We start from the raw sequence: 17,764 nt of genomic DNA on the forward strand, positions 1-17,764 counted from the left end.
GCCCCGTGTCCGGCCCGCTGCGGCAGTGGGTGTCCCGGCGACGCCCGCAGGCCGTCTCGCTGCGCACCACCTTCGCGGTGTCCTTCGCGGCGGTGACGGCGGTCGTCACCGTCATCGTCGGCGTCCTGTCGTACAACGCCGCCGCCCGCCTGGTGCGGGTGGACCAGGAGTCCGTCTTCGACGAGGTCGTGCAGGACCTGCGCGACGAGGTGCGGGACCGGGCGATGGCCCCCGCCGACTTCTCCTCCGCCGCGCCCGGCCACGACATCGTGCGCCCGGCCCGCACCGACGTGCAGGTGCTGGGGGCGGACGGAACCGTCGTCGACCCCGGGAACCCGGGGCTGCCCGTGAAGGACGCCGACCGGGAGATCGCCGCGGCGGCGGTCGCGGGCACGATCGTCGAGCACAAGGACGTCGACGTCGGCAGCGACGTCTACCGGGTCGCCACCGTCGCGCTCGGCGGCGGCCGGGGCGCGGTGCAGATCGCGCAGGAGTTCAGCGACACCGAGGACCTGCTGCGGGCGCTCCAGCAGCGCACGCTGCTCCTGATGGCCGCGGTCGTGACGGCGGCCGGACTGTCCGGCTGGTGGCTGGCCCGGCGCATCACCCACCGCCTGGTCATGCTGACGACCGCCGCCGAGGACGTCGCGCGCACCCGCCGCCTCGGCGTCCAGGTGCCCGTCACCGGCTACGACGAGGTGGGGCGCCTCGGCCGCGCCTTCGACCGCATGCTGGGGCGCCTCGCCCAGTCCGAGGAGGACCAGCGGCGGCTGGTCCAGGACGCCGGGCACGAGCTGCGGACGCCGCTGACCTCGCTGCGGACCAACATCTCGCTGCTGCGCCGCATCGACGAACTGCCGCCCGCCACCCGGGACGAACTCGTGGCCGACCTCGGCCAGGAGGCGCGCGAACTGACCGACCTGGTCAACGAACTGGTGGACCTCGCAGCCGGGCAGTCGGACACCGAGCCGCCGCAGCGGATCGACCTCGCCGACCTGGCCGAGGACGTGGCGGGGCTCGCGCGGCGCCGTACCGGGCGGCGGATCGTGGTCCGTGCCGCCGGCGACACCACCACCGACGGGCGGCCCGGCATGCTCCAGCGGGCGCTGTCCAACCTGGTGGAGAACGCCGCCAAGTTCGACCGCGAGGGCCGCGAGCCCATCGAGATCAGGGTGACCGGCCCGGCCCTGCCGGGCACCGTCCGCGTCGAGGTCCTCGACCGCGGGCCCGGCATCACCGAGACCGACCTCACCCGCGTCTTCGACCGCTTCTACCGCGCCGCGGACGCCCGCTCCCTGCCGGGCTCGGGGCTCGGCCTCTCGATCGTCCGGGAGGTCGCGCTGGCGCACGGGGGAGCGGCGTTCGCCTTCCGCAGGGCGGGCGGCGGCGCGGTGACCGGGTTCACGGTGGGCGGGGCGGAGTAGACGGCCCCGGTGCTGCCGGTCCCCCGACGGGCCGGGGGGACGCTCACGGCCCGGACGGGCTCGGACCGTGCCGGCCGGCACGGTGCCGGACGCGCGGACGGGCGATGAGTTCCGGCCGGGCGGCGAGTCTGTCCTGGTGACCCCGCCGGGCGTCGTGTCCTACGGCACCGCCCGGCACGAGAGACCACGGAGGACACCATGACGATCACGCCCGGTGATCCGGTCACCGCGCCGCCCGGCCGCCCGTCCGTCGTCGACCCGGCCACCTGGCGGCCGCCCGTGACGAGCTGCTGGTGCGCGAGAAGGCCCACACCCGCGAGGGCGACGCCATCGCCGCGGCCCGCCACCGGATGTCGATGGTGGAGTTCGACGGGACGGTCGAGGTCGTCGGAGCCGACGGCCCGGTCCCGTTCCTGGACCTCTTCCGTGGCCGAGGTCCTGCCACTCGTGCGGCGATTGAACGCGGGGGGCCGTTGACCTGGGGATCTCGGTGAAATGTGCGTTGACCTGCGGAAACTGCTCTCGGTGGTTCTCGCGGGCCGACGCCGTCTCCCCGGCCCGTGTGCCCTGGATGTGCCTTCCGTGCCCCCGACGGCGTGCTCCCTGTCCCGGCCGCCGGAGGTGGTCTCAGTCGGTGATCGCAGGGCTTCGGCGGGCCCATTCGTCGCCCTCACGGGCGGCGCCCCTCAAGAGCGGTCCGACCACCTGCCGGGGCCACTCCCCGACGCACCCCGCCCGGGAACGCGTGCGGATGCGGACGCGTGACCGGCTGGACCGGCGGTGTCGGTGGACCGGTGAGGTCACCTCACCGCTGTCCTCGGTCTCGCTCAGAGCGGGACCGACGTGCGCCAGTGGCCCTTGACCGCGGCATCCCGTGCCCGTCGTCCCCGGCCCACGGACCGGACATCGCGTTCGGTGGCCGGGTCTCCCGTCCCCTGCCCGAGAGCCGGCACCCACCGCCGACGGACCCACCGGTCACTGGTCGCGCTCGCCGCCGGTTCGTCCCTGGCGGGAGCTGGCGTACGCGGCGTCGCGGAGTCGGCGCAGCCGTCCGGTGGGGTGCAGGCCGGGCAGGCTGTGGGTGTAGGGGTCGTAGGACACGGTGCGGGCGGCCGGGGCGGTGTGGACGGCTTCCAGGGACAGTGTGGCGAAGGTGCGCCAGGGTTCGTCGGAAGCGGCCGCGCGCAGGTCGAAGCGGACGGGACGACGGGCGAGCTGCTGCCACAGTGTCGGCATGGTGTCGTCCGGACTGCCGTCCGGGCCGGGGACGGGGAAGGCCGCCAGGACCCGTTCGCGGTCACCCACCCGGTAGGACAACAGGGTGGAGTACGGCCCGCCCAGGGCGTCCGGCCGCAGAAGGGGCAGATGGCGACCGAGGCGACCGGAGCGGCTGGACGTGAACAGCAGGTCGAGCGCGTTGCTGAGGCCGTCGACGTTCTCGACCCGGACGGCCAGGCCCAGACCGTCCGGCAGCCGCCGGGGCAGTCCGAGCGCCCGGGACCAGCGCACCGTCGTCCGATAGGGGCCGGGTCGGTCCAGCCACGGCACACCCCATCCGGTGTCCGAGCGGCCGGTCACGGCCAGTGTTCCCGAGCACAGCACCCCGTGCGGGTGCAGGGCCGGTGCCGAGCGCCACCGTGCCACCCGGTGGGCCACACGGTGTGCCGTACATCTGTCGATCACGCGACCTCCGCTTCCTCGGGCCGGATGACGGCGCGCACGCAGCCGTCGGTCTTGTGCTTGAACATGTCGTACGCCTTCGGTGCCCGATCGAGGGGGAGGGTGTGGGTCGCGAGATGGTCCGTCCGGATGTCCCCCGCGGCAAGCCGGTCGAGCAGCATGGGGATGTAGCGCTGACCGTGCATCTGCGCCCCGCGCACGGTGAGTCCCTTGTTGATCACGGCGCCGAGCGGGAACTTGTCGACGGCGCCCGCGAAGACGCCCAGGATGAACACGGTGCCGCCCTTGCGGCAGGCGTGGATGGCCTGCCGCACGGCGGTGGGCCGGTCGCTCTGGAGACGGAGCCGCTGCTTGGCCTGGTCGTACAGGTACATCGGTCCGTCGCTGTGGGCCTCCATGCCGACGGCCTCGATGCACACGTCGGGGCCACGCCCGCCGGTGCGTTCGCGCAACTCGGCGGCGACGTCGGTGGCGGTGTAGTCGAGGGTCTCCGCGCCGATGTACCGCTCGGTCATGGTCAGCCGTTCGGGGATGCGGTCGATGGAGACGACCCGCTCCGCGCCCTTGAGGATCGCGGCCCTGGCGGCCATCTGCCCCACGGCGCCGCAGCCCCAGACCGCGACCACGTCGCCGGGCTTGACGCCCGCGAGGTCGGCGCCCATCCACCCGGTGGGGACCGAGTCGGAGACGAACAGGGCGCTGGTGTCGTCGATGCCCTCGGGGACCTTGAAGGCGCCGTAGTCGGCGAAGGGGACGCGGACGTACTCGGCGTGGCTGCCGCGCAGGCCGCCCATGGCGTGGGAGTAGCCGAAGATGCCGGCGGTCTCGTAGCCGAAGAGGGCCTGGCCGACACCGGGGTTGGTGTTGGTGTTGTCGCACAGCGACCACAGGTCGTTGGCGCAGTACCAGCAGCGCCCGCAACCGACGAAGGAGCAGACGACGACCCGGTCGCCGACCCTGTGCCTGCGCACGGCGGAGCCGGTCTCGACGACCTCGCCGACGAACTCGTGGCCGATGACGTCGCCGGCGCGCATGGCCGGGATGTAGCCGCCGATGAGGTGCAGGTCGGAGCCGCAGGTGGTGCCCGCGATCAGCCGCACGACGACGTCCTGGTCGTTGCGCAGCTCCGGGTCGGGGACCTGCTCGACGGACAGCTTGTTCACGCCTTCCCAGCACAGCGCCTTCACAGCACTCCCTCCCCGCCAGCGCGACGGGTGAACAGTTCGACCAGCTTGCCGCCCGGCGTGGGGCGGGTCGTGGGCGGCGCGTCGGGGCGCAGCACCTCGCCCGCCTCCAGCAGGGACTTCGCGTCGCGCAACGCGCGCCGCAGCTCCTGACGCGGGTCCTGCCCGGCCAGGCGCGCGGGCACGGAGGCCGACACGGCGGGGACGGGCTCCTTGAACCGCGCGGCCAGCTCCGTACCGCGGTCGCCCGGTGCCGGCCGGATCTGTACGTCGATCCGCTCCGTCAGGTCGTCCAGGGGAGGTGGCAGCCTGCCGTCGGAGCCCACGTCCGCGGGCGGCCGGTTGACCGTCACGGTGAGCCAGCGGCCCCCCGCCTGCTCGTCGGGTCCGTGTCCCGGCCAAGACCGGTGTACGGCCGCCGCCCCGGCGGCCACGACCGGAACGGCCCACCACAGTTTCTTCATCGAATGCCCTCCGCTTCGGTGTCCGGCGGCCCCCGTCCGGCACTGGGTTTCCGCGGTCTCCCGAACGAAACGGTGACGGCCGCGTGTCGCGTTGGCGCGGGACGGTGTCAGGCGCCGGGTTCGCCGACGTCGTCCTGCAGAGAGGCCGCCAGGTGCGTGACGTCCTCCTCGGCGGGTGAAGGTGCGCCGAGCCGCTCCACGAGCTCTGCGCGTGACATCAGCACGGCTGCCCCGTGGGGTACTGCCCGCTGTCGAGGGCGGCCTGCTCGACCACCTGAGCACGGTTCTTCAGGAGTACCACGACGGTGTCGTCCGATGGAGCGTCCAGAAGCCCTCTGACCAGTGGCTCGTCGATCTTCATACGGTCTTCCCCCGGTGCTGCCGTCTGCGGTCTGCGCGACCGGGGGCCGGGGCATGGGTCCGGCCCCCGGTCACGGCTGTTCCGGACCTACTTGTCCATGGCTTTGCGCACGGCGTCCTTGGTGCGGTCCATGAGGGCCGCCACAGGGCCCAGGGCCATGTTCTTCGCCCCGGACTCGACGCCCGGGTGGGGCCGGGTGGGCGCCATCGCCTCGGCGGCCTTGATCGCCTTCGCCATCGCGGCCAGGCCGGCGGCGTCGGCGCTGCGGCGGATGTGGGTGAACTCGTAGCGTTCCTCGGCGCGGGCGTGTTCCTGGACGTCCTTGCGGAGCTCGAGCAGCCGGGGCATGAACTTCGGGTCTTCGGTGTCCAGTTCGTCGAGGGCGGCCAGTGTTTCCTTGGCCGCCCTCTCCTCGGCGAGACGGTTTTCTACCACCTGCTCGCCACCGGGGAAACCTTTCCGGGCGAAGGGGTGGACGACCTCTTCCTCGGCGGTCTCGTGCACGGCCAGCAGGCGCACCAGGCGGCGGAAAGCGTCCCGGCGTTCGTCGCCCTCGGTGGCCTCGACCTCGTCGAAGAGGTTGCGGATGTCACCGTGCTGGCGCATCAGCAACGCGACGACGTCGTCGTCCTTGGCCTGATCGTCCCCGGCGTGCGGGGTCTTCAGCTCGGACATCTCGGCCTCCCCTACTTCTCGCGCTGCGCGGGGTCGGGGTGCTCGCCCTCGGTCTGGACGCGGTACTCGCGGCCGAACACCTCGTCGTGCTCGGTGATGACCCGGTCGCTCGGCGGTGCCTCGCCGCCGTGGATCTGCTCCTGCATCTGCTCGAACCGCTCGTGCGCCTCACGCACGTAACCGGCACCGAGTGTGGTCAAGTCCATCTGGGTGTCGAGCAGTTCGCGCAGGTAGCCCTTGTTCGGCTCGAAGGTGAGCACGTTGGGCAGCTCGGGCGCCAGCACCGAGGCCGGGTCGCGGCCGTCGTGCCTGCGCATCAGGTCGCAGGCGGCGTGCAGGTGCTCCAGCTCCATGTTCAGGTGCAGCTCCCAGATCGCCTTGACCCTGGGATCACTCTCCTGCTCCATGAAGGAGTAGTAGAGGTAGCACTCGTTGTACTCGTGGTTGACCAGCTGCTCCCACCACGTCTCACCCGGGTCGACGAGCGACTCGTAGTGCGTGACGTGCTCCTCCTCGATCAGCCCGATCTCCTGGTAGAGCTGGCGGGCGATCGGCTCCATGTAGGTGGGGCCGGTGTTCATGTAGAAGTTCATGGTCTGCTGCTCGGCCGACATGATCGTCAGCGCGTGCAGCTTCGACAGCGGGTTCGTCTCGTCCTTGGCGTAGGGGTCGCGGACGTTGTCGACGGGGTTGCGGTGGTGGAACCGGGTGGGCCGGCCGGGCATGACCTCGGTCAGGTCGTCGACGATCGACTCGGCCTTGCGGTGCTCGATCATCTCGTACAGGTTCGCGTACCGGTACAGGTGGTCGAAGTCCTCCAGCACGCCGAACTGGTACGCCTGCTTCAGATACGGGTCCGGCTCCATGCGGGCCACCCACGCAGTCAGGTCCACCGCGACCTGCTCGTAGGCGATGGTCGTCTCCAGTACCGAGGAGACACCCGGAAGCAGCCAGTTCACGACCTTCTGCTGCTGCGCCTCGATGTAGCGCACCCGCGCCAGCTGCCGCTTGATCTCGGGATCGGCCGTGTGCCGGGCGAGCTGGTGGCTGAACAGGATCGCCTCCACCTCGATCCCGTTCATCGTGATGACGCGGCAGCGGGTGTACGGGTCGCAGTGGTCCGGGTCGATCGGGTCCACGTTCAGCTCACGCCAGCTGCGCAGCTGGCGGTCCAGCGGGATACCCCGCTGCTCCAACGGATTGAAGGTCATGGGAGTGCCTCCTGAGGGCGAGGGGGACTCGCGCGCCGCTGGGGTACCCCGTTTCGGGCGACGAGCACAGACGTGGTCCTCAGTCTGTTCACGATGGGCGCTTTCCAGCCACCGCTCACGCCCGCGGGCCGCATGGTTCCCCCTGGCGGGTCAGCCCAGCGTGCGGATGCCGTGCTCACCGGCGAAGTACGCCCACGCCTCATCGGACGACACGGCGGTCAGCGGCGGACGACGGCGACCGCCCGCCACCCAGGGCGCATCAGCACCCCCGGCGAAACCGATGTGCCCTCGATGTGCCCTGGCCGCTCGACGGCCCCTCTCCGGCACGGAAAAGGGCGAGCCCGAAGACCCCGCCCGACTCCTACGAAACCCCAGCTCAGGGCCAGACCAGGCAGTACGGCTGATGTCCCGCCTCGTGCAGCCGGTGGCTGAAGTCCTGCCACTCGTGCAGCAACTGGTACACGTTGAACGCGTCCCGCGGACCGCCCCGGTCCGGGACCGTCGACCAGATGAAGGCCGCCGCGCCGACCGCTTCCTCGCCGATGTCGCGGAGGGGGTCGACGACCGTCATGGGGAGCTTGACGACGGCGTAGTCGGGGTGCAGGACGACGAGTTCGAGCGGGGGCACCTTGTGCAGGGGGACGCCCTCGATGCCCGTGAGGACCATCGCGGCCATCGTCTCCGGCTTGATCTTGGTGAACATGCCGTTCATGCCGAGTTCGTCGCCGCCGAGCTCCTCGGGGCGCATCGAGATCGGGACCCGGGCCGCGGTCGCGCCGTCCGGTGCGCCGAAGTACTTGTACGTCACCCCCACCCGACCACCATTCCCGCTCCTCGCCCGGAGCCGGTCGACCGTACGGTCGAGCCGCTCGGACTCACTCGGTACCTCGGGCACGCCCGGGACGCCCTGCGTGCGACGTGCTTCGTCGGCTTCCTCCGCGTCGCGCCGGTGCCTTCCCCGCCGGGCACGTCGAGGACCCCGGTCATCAGTCCCCTCGCCCAGTCCGCCACCGCGATGCATATCTCCACCCGACTGCTTTTCTAGGACGCGCAGGCTCCGCCGCGCAACCCGATCATCGTGTCAGTGACCTCCCCCACGGCCGCACGCCGAAACGTGCGGTGAAACACCTGTCCGCAGGATCTTCGCAGCCCCTCGACACGCCGTCGTTGTGAGCTACGTCTATCAGGCTCAGTCCGTTTCAGTTTCGCAGATGAAGAAGCTTGCAGGAGCGGCCCGCCCGGTCCGTGCGGGCACGGCACACGCCCCGCGGCCCTCCGGGGCCGCTGGCCTACCCTGAGGAGGTCACTGCCAACCGGAGTCCGAGAAGTCGGAGAAGTCGCAGGTCATGAGCGAACTGCCCTATTCATACGAAGCGCCTGTCTCACAGGCACTGTTCGACCGTGCGGCCGTCGTCACACCGGGCGGCGTGAACTCCCCGGTGCGCGCCTTCCGCGCCGTCGGCGGCACGCCCCGGTTCATGGTGTCCGGCACCGGCCCGTACCTGACGGACGCGGACGGCCGGGAGTACGTCGACCTCGTCTGCTCCTGGGGCCCCATGATCCTCGGGCACTCGCACCCCGAGGTGATCGCCGCCGTCCAGGACGCCGTCTCGCGCGGTACGTCCTTCGGTACGCCCGGTGAGGGCGAGGTCACGCTGGCCGAGGAGATCGTCGCGCGGGTCGGGCCCGTCGAGCAGGTGCGGCTGGTCTCCAGCGGGACGGAGGCCACGATGTCCGCCATCCGGCTCGCCCGCGGCTTCACCCGCCGTTCCAAGGTGATCAAGTTCGCCGGCTGCTACCACGGTCACGTGGACTCGCTGCTCGCCGCGGCCGGCTCCGGCGTAGCCACCTTCGCCCTGCCGGACACGCCCGGCGTCACCGGCGCCCAGGCCGGCGACACCATCGTCCTGCCGTACAACGACCTGGAGGCCGTGCAGGAGGCCTTCCACCGGCACCCCGGTGAGATCGCCTGCGTCATCACCGAGGCCTCGCCGGGCAACATGGGCGTGGTCCCGCCGCTGCCCGGGTTCAACCAGGGGCTCAAGGACGCCTGCCAGAACAACGGCGCCCTCTACATCTCCGACGAGGTCATGACCGGCTTCAGGACCAGCCGGGCCGGATGGTTCGGGATCGACGGGGTCAAGCCCGACCTGATGACCTTCGGCAAGGTCATGGGCGGCGGCTTCCCGGCCGCGGCGTTCGGCGGCCGCGCCGACGTGATGGCGCACCTCGCGCCCGCCGGGCCCGTGTACCAGGCCGGCACCCTCTCCGGGAACCCGGTTGCCACCGCCGCCGGCATCGCCCAGCTCCGGCTCCTCGACGACGCCGCGTACGCGAAGCTCGACGCCGTCTCCGAGCAGATCCAGACGCTGGTGTCGGAGGCCCTGTCCAAGGAGAGCGTCGCGCACACGCTCCAGAGCGCCTCCAACATGTTCTCCGTCTTCTTCACGGACCGACCCGTCCGTAACTACGAGGACGCCAAGGCGCAGGAGTCGTTCCGCTTCACCGCCTTCTTCCACTCGCTGCTGGCGAACGGCGTCTACCTGCCGCCCTCGTCCTACGAGTCCTGGTTCGTGTCCACGGCCCACGACGAACGGGCCCTCCAGCGCATCGCCGACGCCCTTCCGGCGGCGGCCCGAGCGGCTGCGGAGGCCCGCGCGTGAGCACCGGCGACAGCAAGGACCTGACGGTCGTCCACCTGATGCGGCACGGCGAGGTCGAGAACCCGGACGGCATCCTCTACGGCCGCCTCGCCGGCTACCACCTCTCCGACCTGGGCCGGCGGATGGCCGACCGGGTCGCCGAGCACCTCGCCCCCCGCGACGTGACGTACGTCTGCGCCTCCCCGCTGGAGCGGGCGCAGGAGACGGCGGGCCCCATCGCCAAGGCGCACGGACTCGACGTCGGCACCGACGCGCGGCTCATCGAGGCGGGCAACGTCTTCCAGGGCAAGACCTTCGGCGTCGGCGACGGGGCGCTGCGCCGGCCGGAGAACTGGCGGCACGTCTACAACCCGTTCAAGCCGTCCTGGGGCGAGCCGTACGTCGACCAGGTGGTGCGCATGATGGGCGCGCTGGACGCGGCGAAGGACAGGGCCCGCGGGCACGAGGCGGTGCTGGTCAGCCACCAGCTGCCGATCTGGATCGTGCGGTCCTACGTCGAGCGGCGGCGGCTGTGGCACGACCCGCGCAAGCGGCAGTGCACGCTCGCCTCGCTGACGTCGTTCACGTACCGGGGCGACACGATCGTGTCCGTCGGCTACTCCGAGCCCGCCCGCGACCTGGTGCCGCCCCACCTGCTGGCCGGCGCCAAGCCGGTGAAGGGGAAGGGCAAGGCCTTCGGGGCGTGAGCCGGTGGTCCCTCGATCACTGTTACGGAATACGCACACATGAGCGGAACCTCCCCGTTCGACGTGTCCTCTGAGTGGGTGACCACCGGAGCACGCGACGAACGGGGATGCCATGCGCACTCTCACCCGCAGGGGAGCACTAGGACTGGGGGCGGGGGCCGCGGCCGCCGCCGGACTCGCGGGCTGCGGCGGCTTCACGTCGTCGGACGACCCGCGCCCCGGTGACGGTTCCGGCGGGGCCGGGAAGGGCGGTTCGGCATCCCCGAAGCCCACGGCCACCGTCCGTCCGATCGGGGACGGCTCCACCTCCTTCACCGGGAAGCAGCCGCACCAGCCGGCCGCGCCCGAGCCGCTGGAGCCGGGTCAGGAACCGCCGCAGTTCGTCGTCTTCTCCTGGGACGGGGCGGGCGAGGTCGGCAACGGCCTCTTCCCGCGCTTCCTGGACCTGGCCAAGGAGCACGGCGCGGCCATGACCTTCTTCCTCTCCGGGCTCTACCTGCTGCCCGAGTCGAAGAAGCGGCTCTACGACCCGCCCAACAACCCCCGCGGCGCCTCGGACATCGGTTACCTCACCGACGACCACGTCAAGGCGACGCTGGTCAACGTGCGCCGCGCCTGGCTGGAGGGGCACGAGATCGGCACCCACTTCAACGGGCACTTCTGCGCCGGCTCCGGGTCGGTCGGCAACTGGACCGGGCGCCAGTGGCGCGACGAGATCGACCAGGCCAAGTCGTTCGTCAAGCAGTGGCGCACCAACACCGGGTGGACCGACCTGCCCGCGCTCCCCTTCGACTACGACAAGGAACTCGTCGGCGGTCGTACGCCCTGCCTCCTCGGCCAGGACAACCTGCTGCCCACCGCCCGCTCCCTCGGCTGGCGCTACGACGCCTCCTCGCCGGGCGGCCGCCAGGTCTGGCCCGACAAGAAGCAGGGCATGTGGGACCTGCCGTTGCAGCAGATACCGTTCCCCGGACGCGGCTTCGAGGTCCTGTCGATGGACTACAACATGCTCGCCAACCAGTCGGTCAACTCGACCAAGGCGCCCAGCCACAACTACCCCGGCTGGCGGCAGCAGTCGGCCCAGGCGTACATACAGGGATTCAAGCGGGCATACGAGACTAACCGCGCGCCCTTCTTCGTGGGCAACCACTTCGAGCAGTGGAACGGCGGCATCTACATGGACGCCGTCGAGGAGGCGTTCAAGCACATCGCGCGCGAGAAGGAGAAGGGCGCGGACGTGCGCCTGGTCTCCTTCCGGCAGTTCGTCGACTGGATCGACGTGCAGAAGCCGGAGGTGCTCGCCAAGCTGCGCACGCTGGACGTCGGGCAGGAGCCGGCCGGCGGCTGGAAGGAGTTCCTGTCGGCCGTGACGAAGGCGCCGGGCGCCACGGGAGCCTCAACGGTCTCATGACCCTCTCAAGTCGTGGAAAACGTCTCGAACTAGAACACAGGTTCGATTAAATTCTCCATGACCAGTACATGATCGACCGAGGGGAAACCGTGAGCAGTTCGCTGCACAAGCGTGCCGCCGCCGTCCTGGCGGCTACCGGCCTGATGATGGGCGCGGCCGTGACCGCGGGCGCGTCCACCGCGTCCGCCGCAGTGCCGACGGGAGTCGAGTTCCGTGCCACCGACATGCAGAGCGACGGTTCGCGTTCCGTCCTCGTCATCGACAACGGCAGGGCCGTGGGCGCAGCCCACTGGCACGCCGACGGCGACTACCTCGAGGTCGTCGACACCCACGCCGACGGATTCGGTGTCGCCGGTTACCTGAGCACCAGCCCCATCCGCGAGGCCAGCACGTACGGCCACAGCTCGCCGTACACCGTCACCAAGGGCGGCAATCTGACCGAGGACAAGAGGTACAAGTTCTGGGTCTGCTTCGGTGGCAGCGCCGGACAGCTCTGTTCCCCGCAGTACAACGTCACGTCGTAGGGGTCGGCCTCCGCCGGGAACCCCCCGCTTTCGAGGCCTGCGAAGGCCGTCTGAAATGCGGGGATTCCTTGGCCAGGGGGGTGCGCAAGATCCCCGGAACGGGCATGCGAAACTTTTCACATGAGTGCCGCCAGCCGCACCCCCCTGTCTGTCGCCGTCGCAGCCGCCACGGCGCTGCTGTTGTCCGCGTGCACCTCCGGCGGTATCTCCGGTGGAGGCGGGGACACGGGATTCGTCATGGGCAAGGACGGCATCTCCACCGTCAAGCAGGCCGAACGAGACGCGGCCCCCGATCTGTCGGGCGAGACCGTCAACGGCGGGCAGCTCGACGTCCACGACTACAAAGGCAAGGTCGTCGTCCTGAACGTCTGGGGCTCCTGGTGCGCCCCCTGCCGTGCGGAGGCGCCGAACTTCCAGAAGGTCTACCAGGACCTCAAGAGCCGGGGCGTGCAGTTCGTCGGCATCAACACGCGCGATACCAGCGTCGAGAACGCCGTGGCGTTCGAGAAGCAGCAGGGCGTCACCTTCCCCAGTCTCTATGACCCGGCAGGCCGCCTGCTGCTGCGCTTCAAGAAGGGCACCCTCAATCTCCAGACGGTGCCCTCCACTCTGGTCCTCGACCGTGAAGGCAAGATCGCCGCGCGCTCGCTGTCACCGCTGAGCGAGGAGAAACTCCGCAAGATGATCACTCCGGTTCTCGCGGAGAAGTGACGTGAGTGCGGTCATGACGGTCGCCGCGGCGACCGACCCGAACCAGACGGTTCTGCACGGCGCGTTGCTGCTCGCCCTGCCCGTCGCGCTGCTCGGCGGTCTCATCTCCTTCTTCTCTCCCTGCGTTCTGCCGCTCGTGCCCGGTTACCTGTCGTACGTCACCGGCGTCGCGGGCACCGACCTGGGGGACGCCAGGCGCGGTCGGATGGTTGCCGGAGCCTCCCTCTTCGTCCTCGGCTTCACGGCGGTCTTCGTCTCCAGCGGCGCCCTGTTCGGTTACTTCGGGGACACGCTCCAGGCGAACAGCGGCGTTCTGTCCAAGGTGCTGGGCGTGCTCATGATCCTCATGGGCGTCTTCTTCATGGGCCTGATGCCCTGGATGACCCAGCGGGAGTTCCGCTTCCATCGCAGGCCCGCCGCCGGGCTGGCGGGCGCCCCTCTGCTCGGCGCGCTGTTCGGCATCGGCTGGACGCCCTGCATCGGCCCGACCCTCGCCTCGGTGCTCGCCCTGTCCTCGCAGCAGTCGAGCGCAGGCCGTGGTGCCATACTGACCGTCGCCTACTGCCTCGGCCTCGGTGTGCCGTTCGTGCTCGCCGCGATCGCCTTCCGCAAGGCGCTCGGCGCCTTCACCTGGGTCAAGCGGCACTACGTGTGGGTCATGCGCGTCGGTGGCGTCATGATGATCGGGACCGGCGCACTGCTGCTGACCGGCGCGTGGGACCACCTCGTGCAGGACCTGCAGTCCTGGTCCACCGGCTTCACCGTGGGGATCTGATCGATGAGCAAGACCACCGCCGACGAGCCCGCCACCACCTCCGACCACCAAGGCCTCGGTGCCGCGGGCTCCCAGCTGTCCACGGCCCCCGTCGACACCCTGGCCGGCATGCCCGGCCTGGGCGTGATCGGCTGGACCCGCTGGTTCTGGCGGCAGCTGACCTCCATGCGGGTGGCGCTGCTCCTGCTGCTGCTGCTGGCGCTCGGAGCGATCCCCGGTTCGCTGATCCCGCAGTCGGGCAACGACGAGACGAAGGTCGCCGACTTCCGTGCGGCGCACGAGACGCTCGCGCCGCTCTACGACCGGCTCGGCCTCTTCCACGTCTACAGCTCGGTGTGGTTCTCCGCCGTCTACATCCTGCTGTTCGTCTCCCTCATCGGCTGCATCGTGCCCCGCACCTGGCAGTTCGTGGGCCAGCTGCGCGGCCGCCCGCCGGGCGCTCCCAAGCGGCTGACCCGGCTGCCCGCGTACACGACGTGGCGCACGGACGCCGAGCCGGAGCAGGTGCGGGAGGCCGCGCTCGCGCTGCTGAGGAAGCGCCGTTTCCGCGCGCACCTCGTCGGGGACGCGGTCGCCGCCGAGAAGGGCTACCTGCGTGAGGTCGGCAACCTCGCCTTCCACATCGCCCTCATCGTGATGCTGACGGCCTTCGCCTGGGGCCAGCTGTTCAAGATGGAGGGCAACAAGCTGGTCCTGGAGGGCGACGGTTTCTCCAACACCCTCACCCAGTACGACGACTTCAAGTCCGGCACCCTCTTCGACGTCGACGACCTGGCTCCGTTCAGCTTCACCCTGAAGGACTTCACCGGGACCTACGAGGTCTCCGGTCCCAACAAGGGCACTCCGCGCACTTATCAGGCCGCCCTCACCTACTCCGAGGGCGCCTACGGCAAGGAGAGGAAGACCACCGTCAAGGTGAACCACCCGCTGGAGATCGGTGGCTCGAAGGTCTACCTCACCGCCCACGGATACGCCCCTGTCGTCACCGTCAAGGACGGCAGGGGAAAGGTGGTGTACCGCGGTGCCGTACCGCTGCTGCCCCTCGACTCCAACGTCACCTCCTCCGGCGTGGTGAAGGTCCTCGACGGCTACAAGAACGCCAAGGGCGTCACCGAGCAGCTCGCCTTCCAGGCCTTCCTCCTCCCCAGCTACGCCGAGGGCAACGAGGTCTCCTCCGCCTTCCCGGCGCTGCTGAACCCGGTGCTGAACCTGGAGCCGTACCACGGCGACCTCGGTGTCGACTCGGGCATCCCGCAGAGCGTCTACCAGCTGGACAAGCGGAACATGAAGCCGTTCACGGACGCCAAGGACCTCCAGCTGCGGGACAACCTCAAGCCCGGCGAGACCCTGACCCTCCCGGACGGCGCCGGCTCGATCACCTACGACGGCACCAAGGAATGGGCCAACTTCCAGGTCACCCAGCAGCCCGGCAGCGGCTGGGCGCTGGCCGGCTCGGTGGCCGCGATCCTCGGCCTGGCCGGCTCCCTGTTCATCCAGCGCCGCCGCGTGTGGGTGCGGGCGGTGCGGGGCGCCGACGGCGTCACGGTCGTCGAGATGGCCGCCCTCGGCCGCAGCGAGTCCGCGAAGGTGCCCGAGGAACTGGGCGACCTCGCCGGGATCCTGTACGACCGGGCCCCCGGAGCGCCCGAAGGCCCCGACACCCCCGAAGATCCCGACACCCCCGATTCCCGAGCCGTACCTGCCGAAGGGTCTGAGAAGTGACTCTCGCCGCCGCAACCGACCTCGCCGGCGCGGTGAACCTCGCCGCCGCCACCAACGAGAACCTCGCGAACATCAGCAACACGCTGATCTACTCCGCGATGGCCGTCTACACCCTGGCTTTCTTCGCGTACATCGCCGAATGGACCTTCGGCGGCCGCAGCAAGGTCGGCCGCACCGCCGCCGCGCTCACCGACCGGGCCCCGGCCGGGAAGGCGGCTCCCGCCGTCACCGTGCGGAAGGCCGGCGGCACCGCCGTGCTGGAGCGGCCGAAGGTCGTGGTGCGGGCCGCGGCCGGCGCCCGCGAGGTGCCCGACGGGCCGGGCGCGCACGGCGGCGACGAACAGGGCGACCTCTACGGCCGGATCGCCATCTCCCTCACGGTGCTGGCCTTCCTGATCGAGTTCGGCGGCGTGCTCAGCCGCGCGCTCTCGGTGCAGCGGGCGCCGTGGGGCAACATGTACGAGTTCAACATCACCTTCTCCACGGTGGCCGTCGGCGTGTACCTGGCGCTGCTGGCGCTGAGGAAGAACGTGCGCTGGCTCGGGCTGTTCCTGATCACCTCGGTCCTGCTCGACCTGGGCCTCGCGGTCACCGTCCTGTACACGGCGAGCGACCAGCTGGTGCCCGCCCTGCACTCGTACTGGCTGTACATCCACGTCTCCACCGCGATCTTCTGCGGCGCGGTGTTCTACGTCGGCGCGGTCTCCACGATCCTGTACCTCTTCAAGGACTCCTACGAGAACAAGCTGGCGGGCGGCGGCAGGCCCGGGAAGCTCGCCGACTCGGTCCTCGACCGGCTGCCCGCCGCGGCGACCCTCGACAAGTTCGCCTACCGCGTCAACGCGGCCGTCTTCCCGCTGTGGACGTTCACGATCATCGCGGGCGCGATCTGGGCGGGCGACGCCTGGGGCCGCTACTGGGGCTGGGACCCCAAGGAGACCTGGTCCTTCATCACCTGGGTCGCCTACGCCTGCTACCTGCACGCCCGCGCCACCGCCGGCTGGAAGGGCCGCAAGGCCGCCTACCTCGCGCTGGGCGCCTTCGGCTGCTGGCTGTTCAACTACTACGGCGTCAACATCTTCGTCTCCGGCAAGCACTCCTACGCCGACGTCGGCCTGGGCGTGCTCCGGTCGGCCGGGTTCTGAGCCCCCCGCGGCCGGCGGGACGGGCCGGCCGCACGCCGCGACCGTGCGGAAGCGGTTCCCGGGGGTCACTCTGGTGTCATGACCGGTTCCATCGAACAGGGCTCCAGCCAGACCCACGGGAACACGCACATCCTGCATTTCCTGGTGCGGTTCCCGCGACCCCTGGAGACGGTCTGGCCCGCCCTCGCCACCGCGGAGGGCCTCTCCGGCTGGTTCGGCGCCGTCGACGTCCTCGAACCCCGGCTGGGCGGCGTGATCGGCCTGCCCGGCCTGGGCGCCGGGCAGGTCACCGCCTGGGACGTGGAGCGGGTCGCCGAGTACACGGTGGAGAGCGGTGGCCGGATGCGTTTCCACCTGGAGCACGACGACGCGGGCGGCACCGCCCTGCGCTTCACCCACGAGTTCCAGGGCGAGGGCGAGACGGAGTCGCGCTGGCGGGCCCGCTTCGAACAGTTGATCCAGCAGGCGGAGCGGGGGCCGTAAGGCCGGCCGGGACGCGGCAGGCCCCGCGGTCATGCGCCGATGTCCTCGTTCCACAGCGCCGGGTTCTCCGCGATGAAGTCGCGCATCATCGCGACGCACCCGGGGTCGTCCAGGAGCACGATCTCCACGCCCTGCGCGGCGAGCCAGTCGTGGCCGCCGTGGAAGGTGACCGCCTCGCCGATCACGACGCGCGAGATGCCGAACTGGCGGACCAGGCCGGAGCAGTACCAGCACGGCGAGAGCGTCGTGACCATCGTCGTCCCGCGGTACGTCCGCTGCCGTCCCGCGGCGCGGAACGCGGCCGTCTCCGCGTGCGCCGAGGGGTCGTCGTCCTGCACGCGCCGGTTGTGGCCGCGGCCGAGCAGCGTCCCGTCGGGGCCGTGGAGCGCGGCGCCGATCGGGATGCCGCCCTCGGCGAGCCCGGTGCGGGCCTCCTCGACGGCGCCGGCGAGCCAGGTGCGGGCGGTCGCCTCGTCCAGGGGGGTCGGCTGGTGCATGTGAACTCCTTCCGCCCGCGGTGAGGTTCCCCGGCCGGGAGCGGCGTCACGGGAGGCCCTAGGGCGTGTTTCGAAAGTCCCGTCTGCCCGGCGACGCCTGGCACGCACGCTCGCCGCGTTGTCGGGATCGCCCCGATACAACCAGTAT

Annotated in this window: 18 protein-coding genes and 1 pseudogene; 11 read left to right on the plus strand and 8 right to left on the minus strand. The window is 70.8% G+C overall.

Annotated elements, in window-relative coordinates; genetic code table 11:
• The first annotated feature begins 5 nt into the window (after positions 1-5).
• Together AB0N31_RS30530 and AB0N31_RS30535 are read left to right on the plus strand one after the other, a co-directional pair.
• On the plus strand, positions 6-1,424 hold the full coding sequence (locus AB0N31_RS30530) for a HAMP domain-containing sensor histidine kinase (protein ID WP_366061690.1): 1,419 nt from the start codon (positions 6-8) through the stop codon (positions 1,422-1,424).
• 198 nt (positions 1,425-1,622) lie between these two features.
• Positions 1,623-1,858 (plus strand): annotated as a pseudogene (locus tag AB0N31_RS30535) (DUF899 family protein); the annotation flags it as partial.
• Between the two features lie 541 nt (positions 1,859-2,399).
• Here AB0N31_RS30535 and AB0N31_RS30540 read toward each other — a convergent pair.
• The 7 genes from AB0N31_RS30540 to AB0N31_RS30570 all read right to left on the minus strand — a co-directional run bounded on the left by AB0N31_RS30540 (position 2,400) and on the right by AB0N31_RS30570 (position 7,813).
• Positions 2,400-3,107 (minus strand): phosphodiesterase, encoded by a 708-nt coding sequence (locus AB0N31_RS30540; protein WP_366061691.1) that lies wholly within the window; start codon positions 3,105-3,107, stop codon positions 2,400-2,402.
• Positions 3,104-4,267: a zinc-dependent alcohol dehydrogenase gene (locus AB0N31_RS30545; protein WP_366061692.1), complete on the minus strand. Its 1,164-nt coding sequence runs from the start codon at positions 4,265-4,267 to the stop codon at positions 3,104-3,106. Before AB0N31_RS30545 ends, AB0N31_RS30540 begins: the two co-directional genes overlap by 4 nt.
• A gap of 20 nt (positions 4,268-4,287) precedes the next feature.
• On the minus strand, positions 4,288-4,752 hold the full coding sequence (locus AB0N31_RS30550; protein WP_366061693.1) for a hypothetical protein: 465 nt from the start codon (positions 4,750-4,752) through the stop codon (positions 4,288-4,290).
• A gap of 217 nt (positions 4,753-4,969) precedes the next feature.
• On the minus strand, positions 4,970-5,113 hold the full coding sequence (locus AB0N31_RS30555) for a hypothetical protein (RefSeq protein ID WP_366061694.1): 144 nt from the start codon (positions 5,111-5,113) through the stop codon (positions 4,970-4,972).
• A gap of 87 nt (positions 5,114-5,200) precedes the next feature.
• Positions 5,201-5,788 carry a hemerythrin domain-containing protein gene (locus tag AB0N31_RS30560; RefSeq protein ID WP_366061695.1) on the minus strand — a complete coding sequence of 196 codons (588 nt, stop codon included), beginning with the start codon at positions 5,786-5,788 and terminating at the stop codon, positions 5,201-5,203.
• A gap of 11 nt (positions 5,789-5,799) precedes the next feature.
• The gene (locus tag AB0N31_RS30565; protein WP_366061696.1) at positions 5,800-6,999 is read right to left on the minus strand and encodes a hypothetical protein; all 1,200 of its coding nucleotides are present in this window, start codon (positions 6,997-6,999) and stop codon (positions 5,800-5,802) included.
• 376 nt (positions 7,000-7,375) lie between these two features.
• The gene (locus AB0N31_RS30570; protein WP_010353923.1) at positions 7,376-7,813 is read right to left on the minus strand and encodes a hypothetical protein; all 438 of its coding nucleotides are present in this window, start codon (positions 7,811-7,813) and stop codon (positions 7,376-7,378) included.
• A 532-nt stretch (positions 7,814-8,345) separates the two neighbouring features.
• On the opposite strand from AB0N31_RS30570, the gene hemL reads away from it, so the two are divergent.
• The 9 genes from hemL to AB0N31_RS30615 all read left to right on the plus strand — a co-directional run bounded on the left by hemL (position 8,346) and on the right by AB0N31_RS30615 (position 17,119).
• Positions 8,346-9,662 (plus strand): glutamate-1-semialdehyde 2,1-aminomutase, encoded by a 1,317-nt coding sequence (gene hemL / locus AB0N31_RS30575; RefSeq protein ID WP_366061697.1) that lies wholly within the window; start codon positions 8,346-8,348, stop codon positions 9,660-9,662.
• A gap of 38 nt (positions 9,663-9,700) precedes the next feature.
• The gene (locus AB0N31_RS30580; protein ID WP_366061707.1) at positions 9,701-10,348 is read left to right on the plus strand and encodes a histidine phosphatase family protein; all 648 of its coding nucleotides are present in this window, start codon (positions 9,701-9,703) and stop codon (positions 10,346-10,348) included.
• A 112-nt stretch (positions 10,349-10,460) separates the two neighbouring features.
• Positions 10,461-11,759 (plus strand): hypothetical protein, encoded by a 1,299-nt coding sequence (locus tag AB0N31_RS30585; RefSeq protein ID WP_366061698.1) that lies wholly within the window; start codon positions 10,461-10,463, stop codon positions 11,757-11,759.
• Between the two features lie 89 nt (positions 11,760-11,848).
• Positions 11,849-12,283 carry a hypothetical protein gene (locus AB0N31_RS30590; protein ID WP_366061699.1) on the plus strand — a complete coding sequence of 145 codons (435 nt, stop codon included), beginning with the start codon at positions 11,849-11,851 and terminating at the stop codon, positions 12,281-12,283.
• A 120-nt stretch (positions 12,284-12,403) separates the two neighbouring features.
• Complete coding sequence (locus AB0N31_RS30595) at positions 12,404-12,994, plus strand: TlpA disulfide reductase family protein (RefSeq protein WP_366061701.1); 591 nt, start codon at positions 12,404-12,406, stop codon at positions 12,992-12,994.
• Position 12,995: 1 nt separating this feature from the next.
• A complete protein-coding gene (locus tag AB0N31_RS30600; protein ID WP_366061702.1) occupies positions 12,996-13,769 on the plus strand; it encodes a cytochrome c biogenesis protein CcdA in 774 nt (257 codons plus the stop codon).
• A gap of 3 nt (positions 13,770-13,772) precedes the next feature.
• Positions 13,773-15,491, plus strand: coding sequence for a cytochrome c biogenesis protein ResB (locus AB0N31_RS30605; protein ID WP_366061703.1), 1,719 nt, complete (start codon positions 13,773-13,775; stop codon positions 15,489-15,491).
• A 32-nt stretch (positions 15,492-15,523) separates the two neighbouring features.
• Positions 15,524-16,636, plus strand: a complete 1,113-nt coding sequence (gene ccsB / locus AB0N31_RS30610; protein ID WP_366061709.1) for a c-type cytochrome biogenesis protein CcsB — start codon at positions 15,524-15,526, stop codon at positions 16,634-16,636.
• A 78-nt stretch (positions 16,637-16,714) separates the two neighbouring features.
• The gene (locus AB0N31_RS30615; protein WP_366061704.1) at positions 16,715-17,119 is read left to right on the plus strand and encodes a hypothetical protein; all 405 of its coding nucleotides are present in this window, start codon (positions 16,715-16,717) and stop codon (positions 17,117-17,119) included.
• 29 nt (positions 17,120-17,148) lie between these two features.
• Here the strand turns inward: AB0N31_RS30615 and AB0N31_RS30620 are convergent, their stop codons facing one another.
• Positions 17,149-17,616 (minus strand): nucleoside deaminase, encoded by a 468-nt coding sequence (locus AB0N31_RS30620; protein ID WP_366061705.1) that lies wholly within the window; start codon positions 17,614-17,616, stop codon positions 17,149-17,151.
• Between the last annotated feature and the right edge of the window lie 148 nt (positions 17,617-17,764).

Origin of the sequence: Streptomyces sp. NPDC051051 (genome assembly GCF_040682975.1) — a bacterium.
GTDB lineage: Bacteria > Actinomycetota > Actinomycetes > Streptomycetales > Streptomycetaceae > Streptomyces.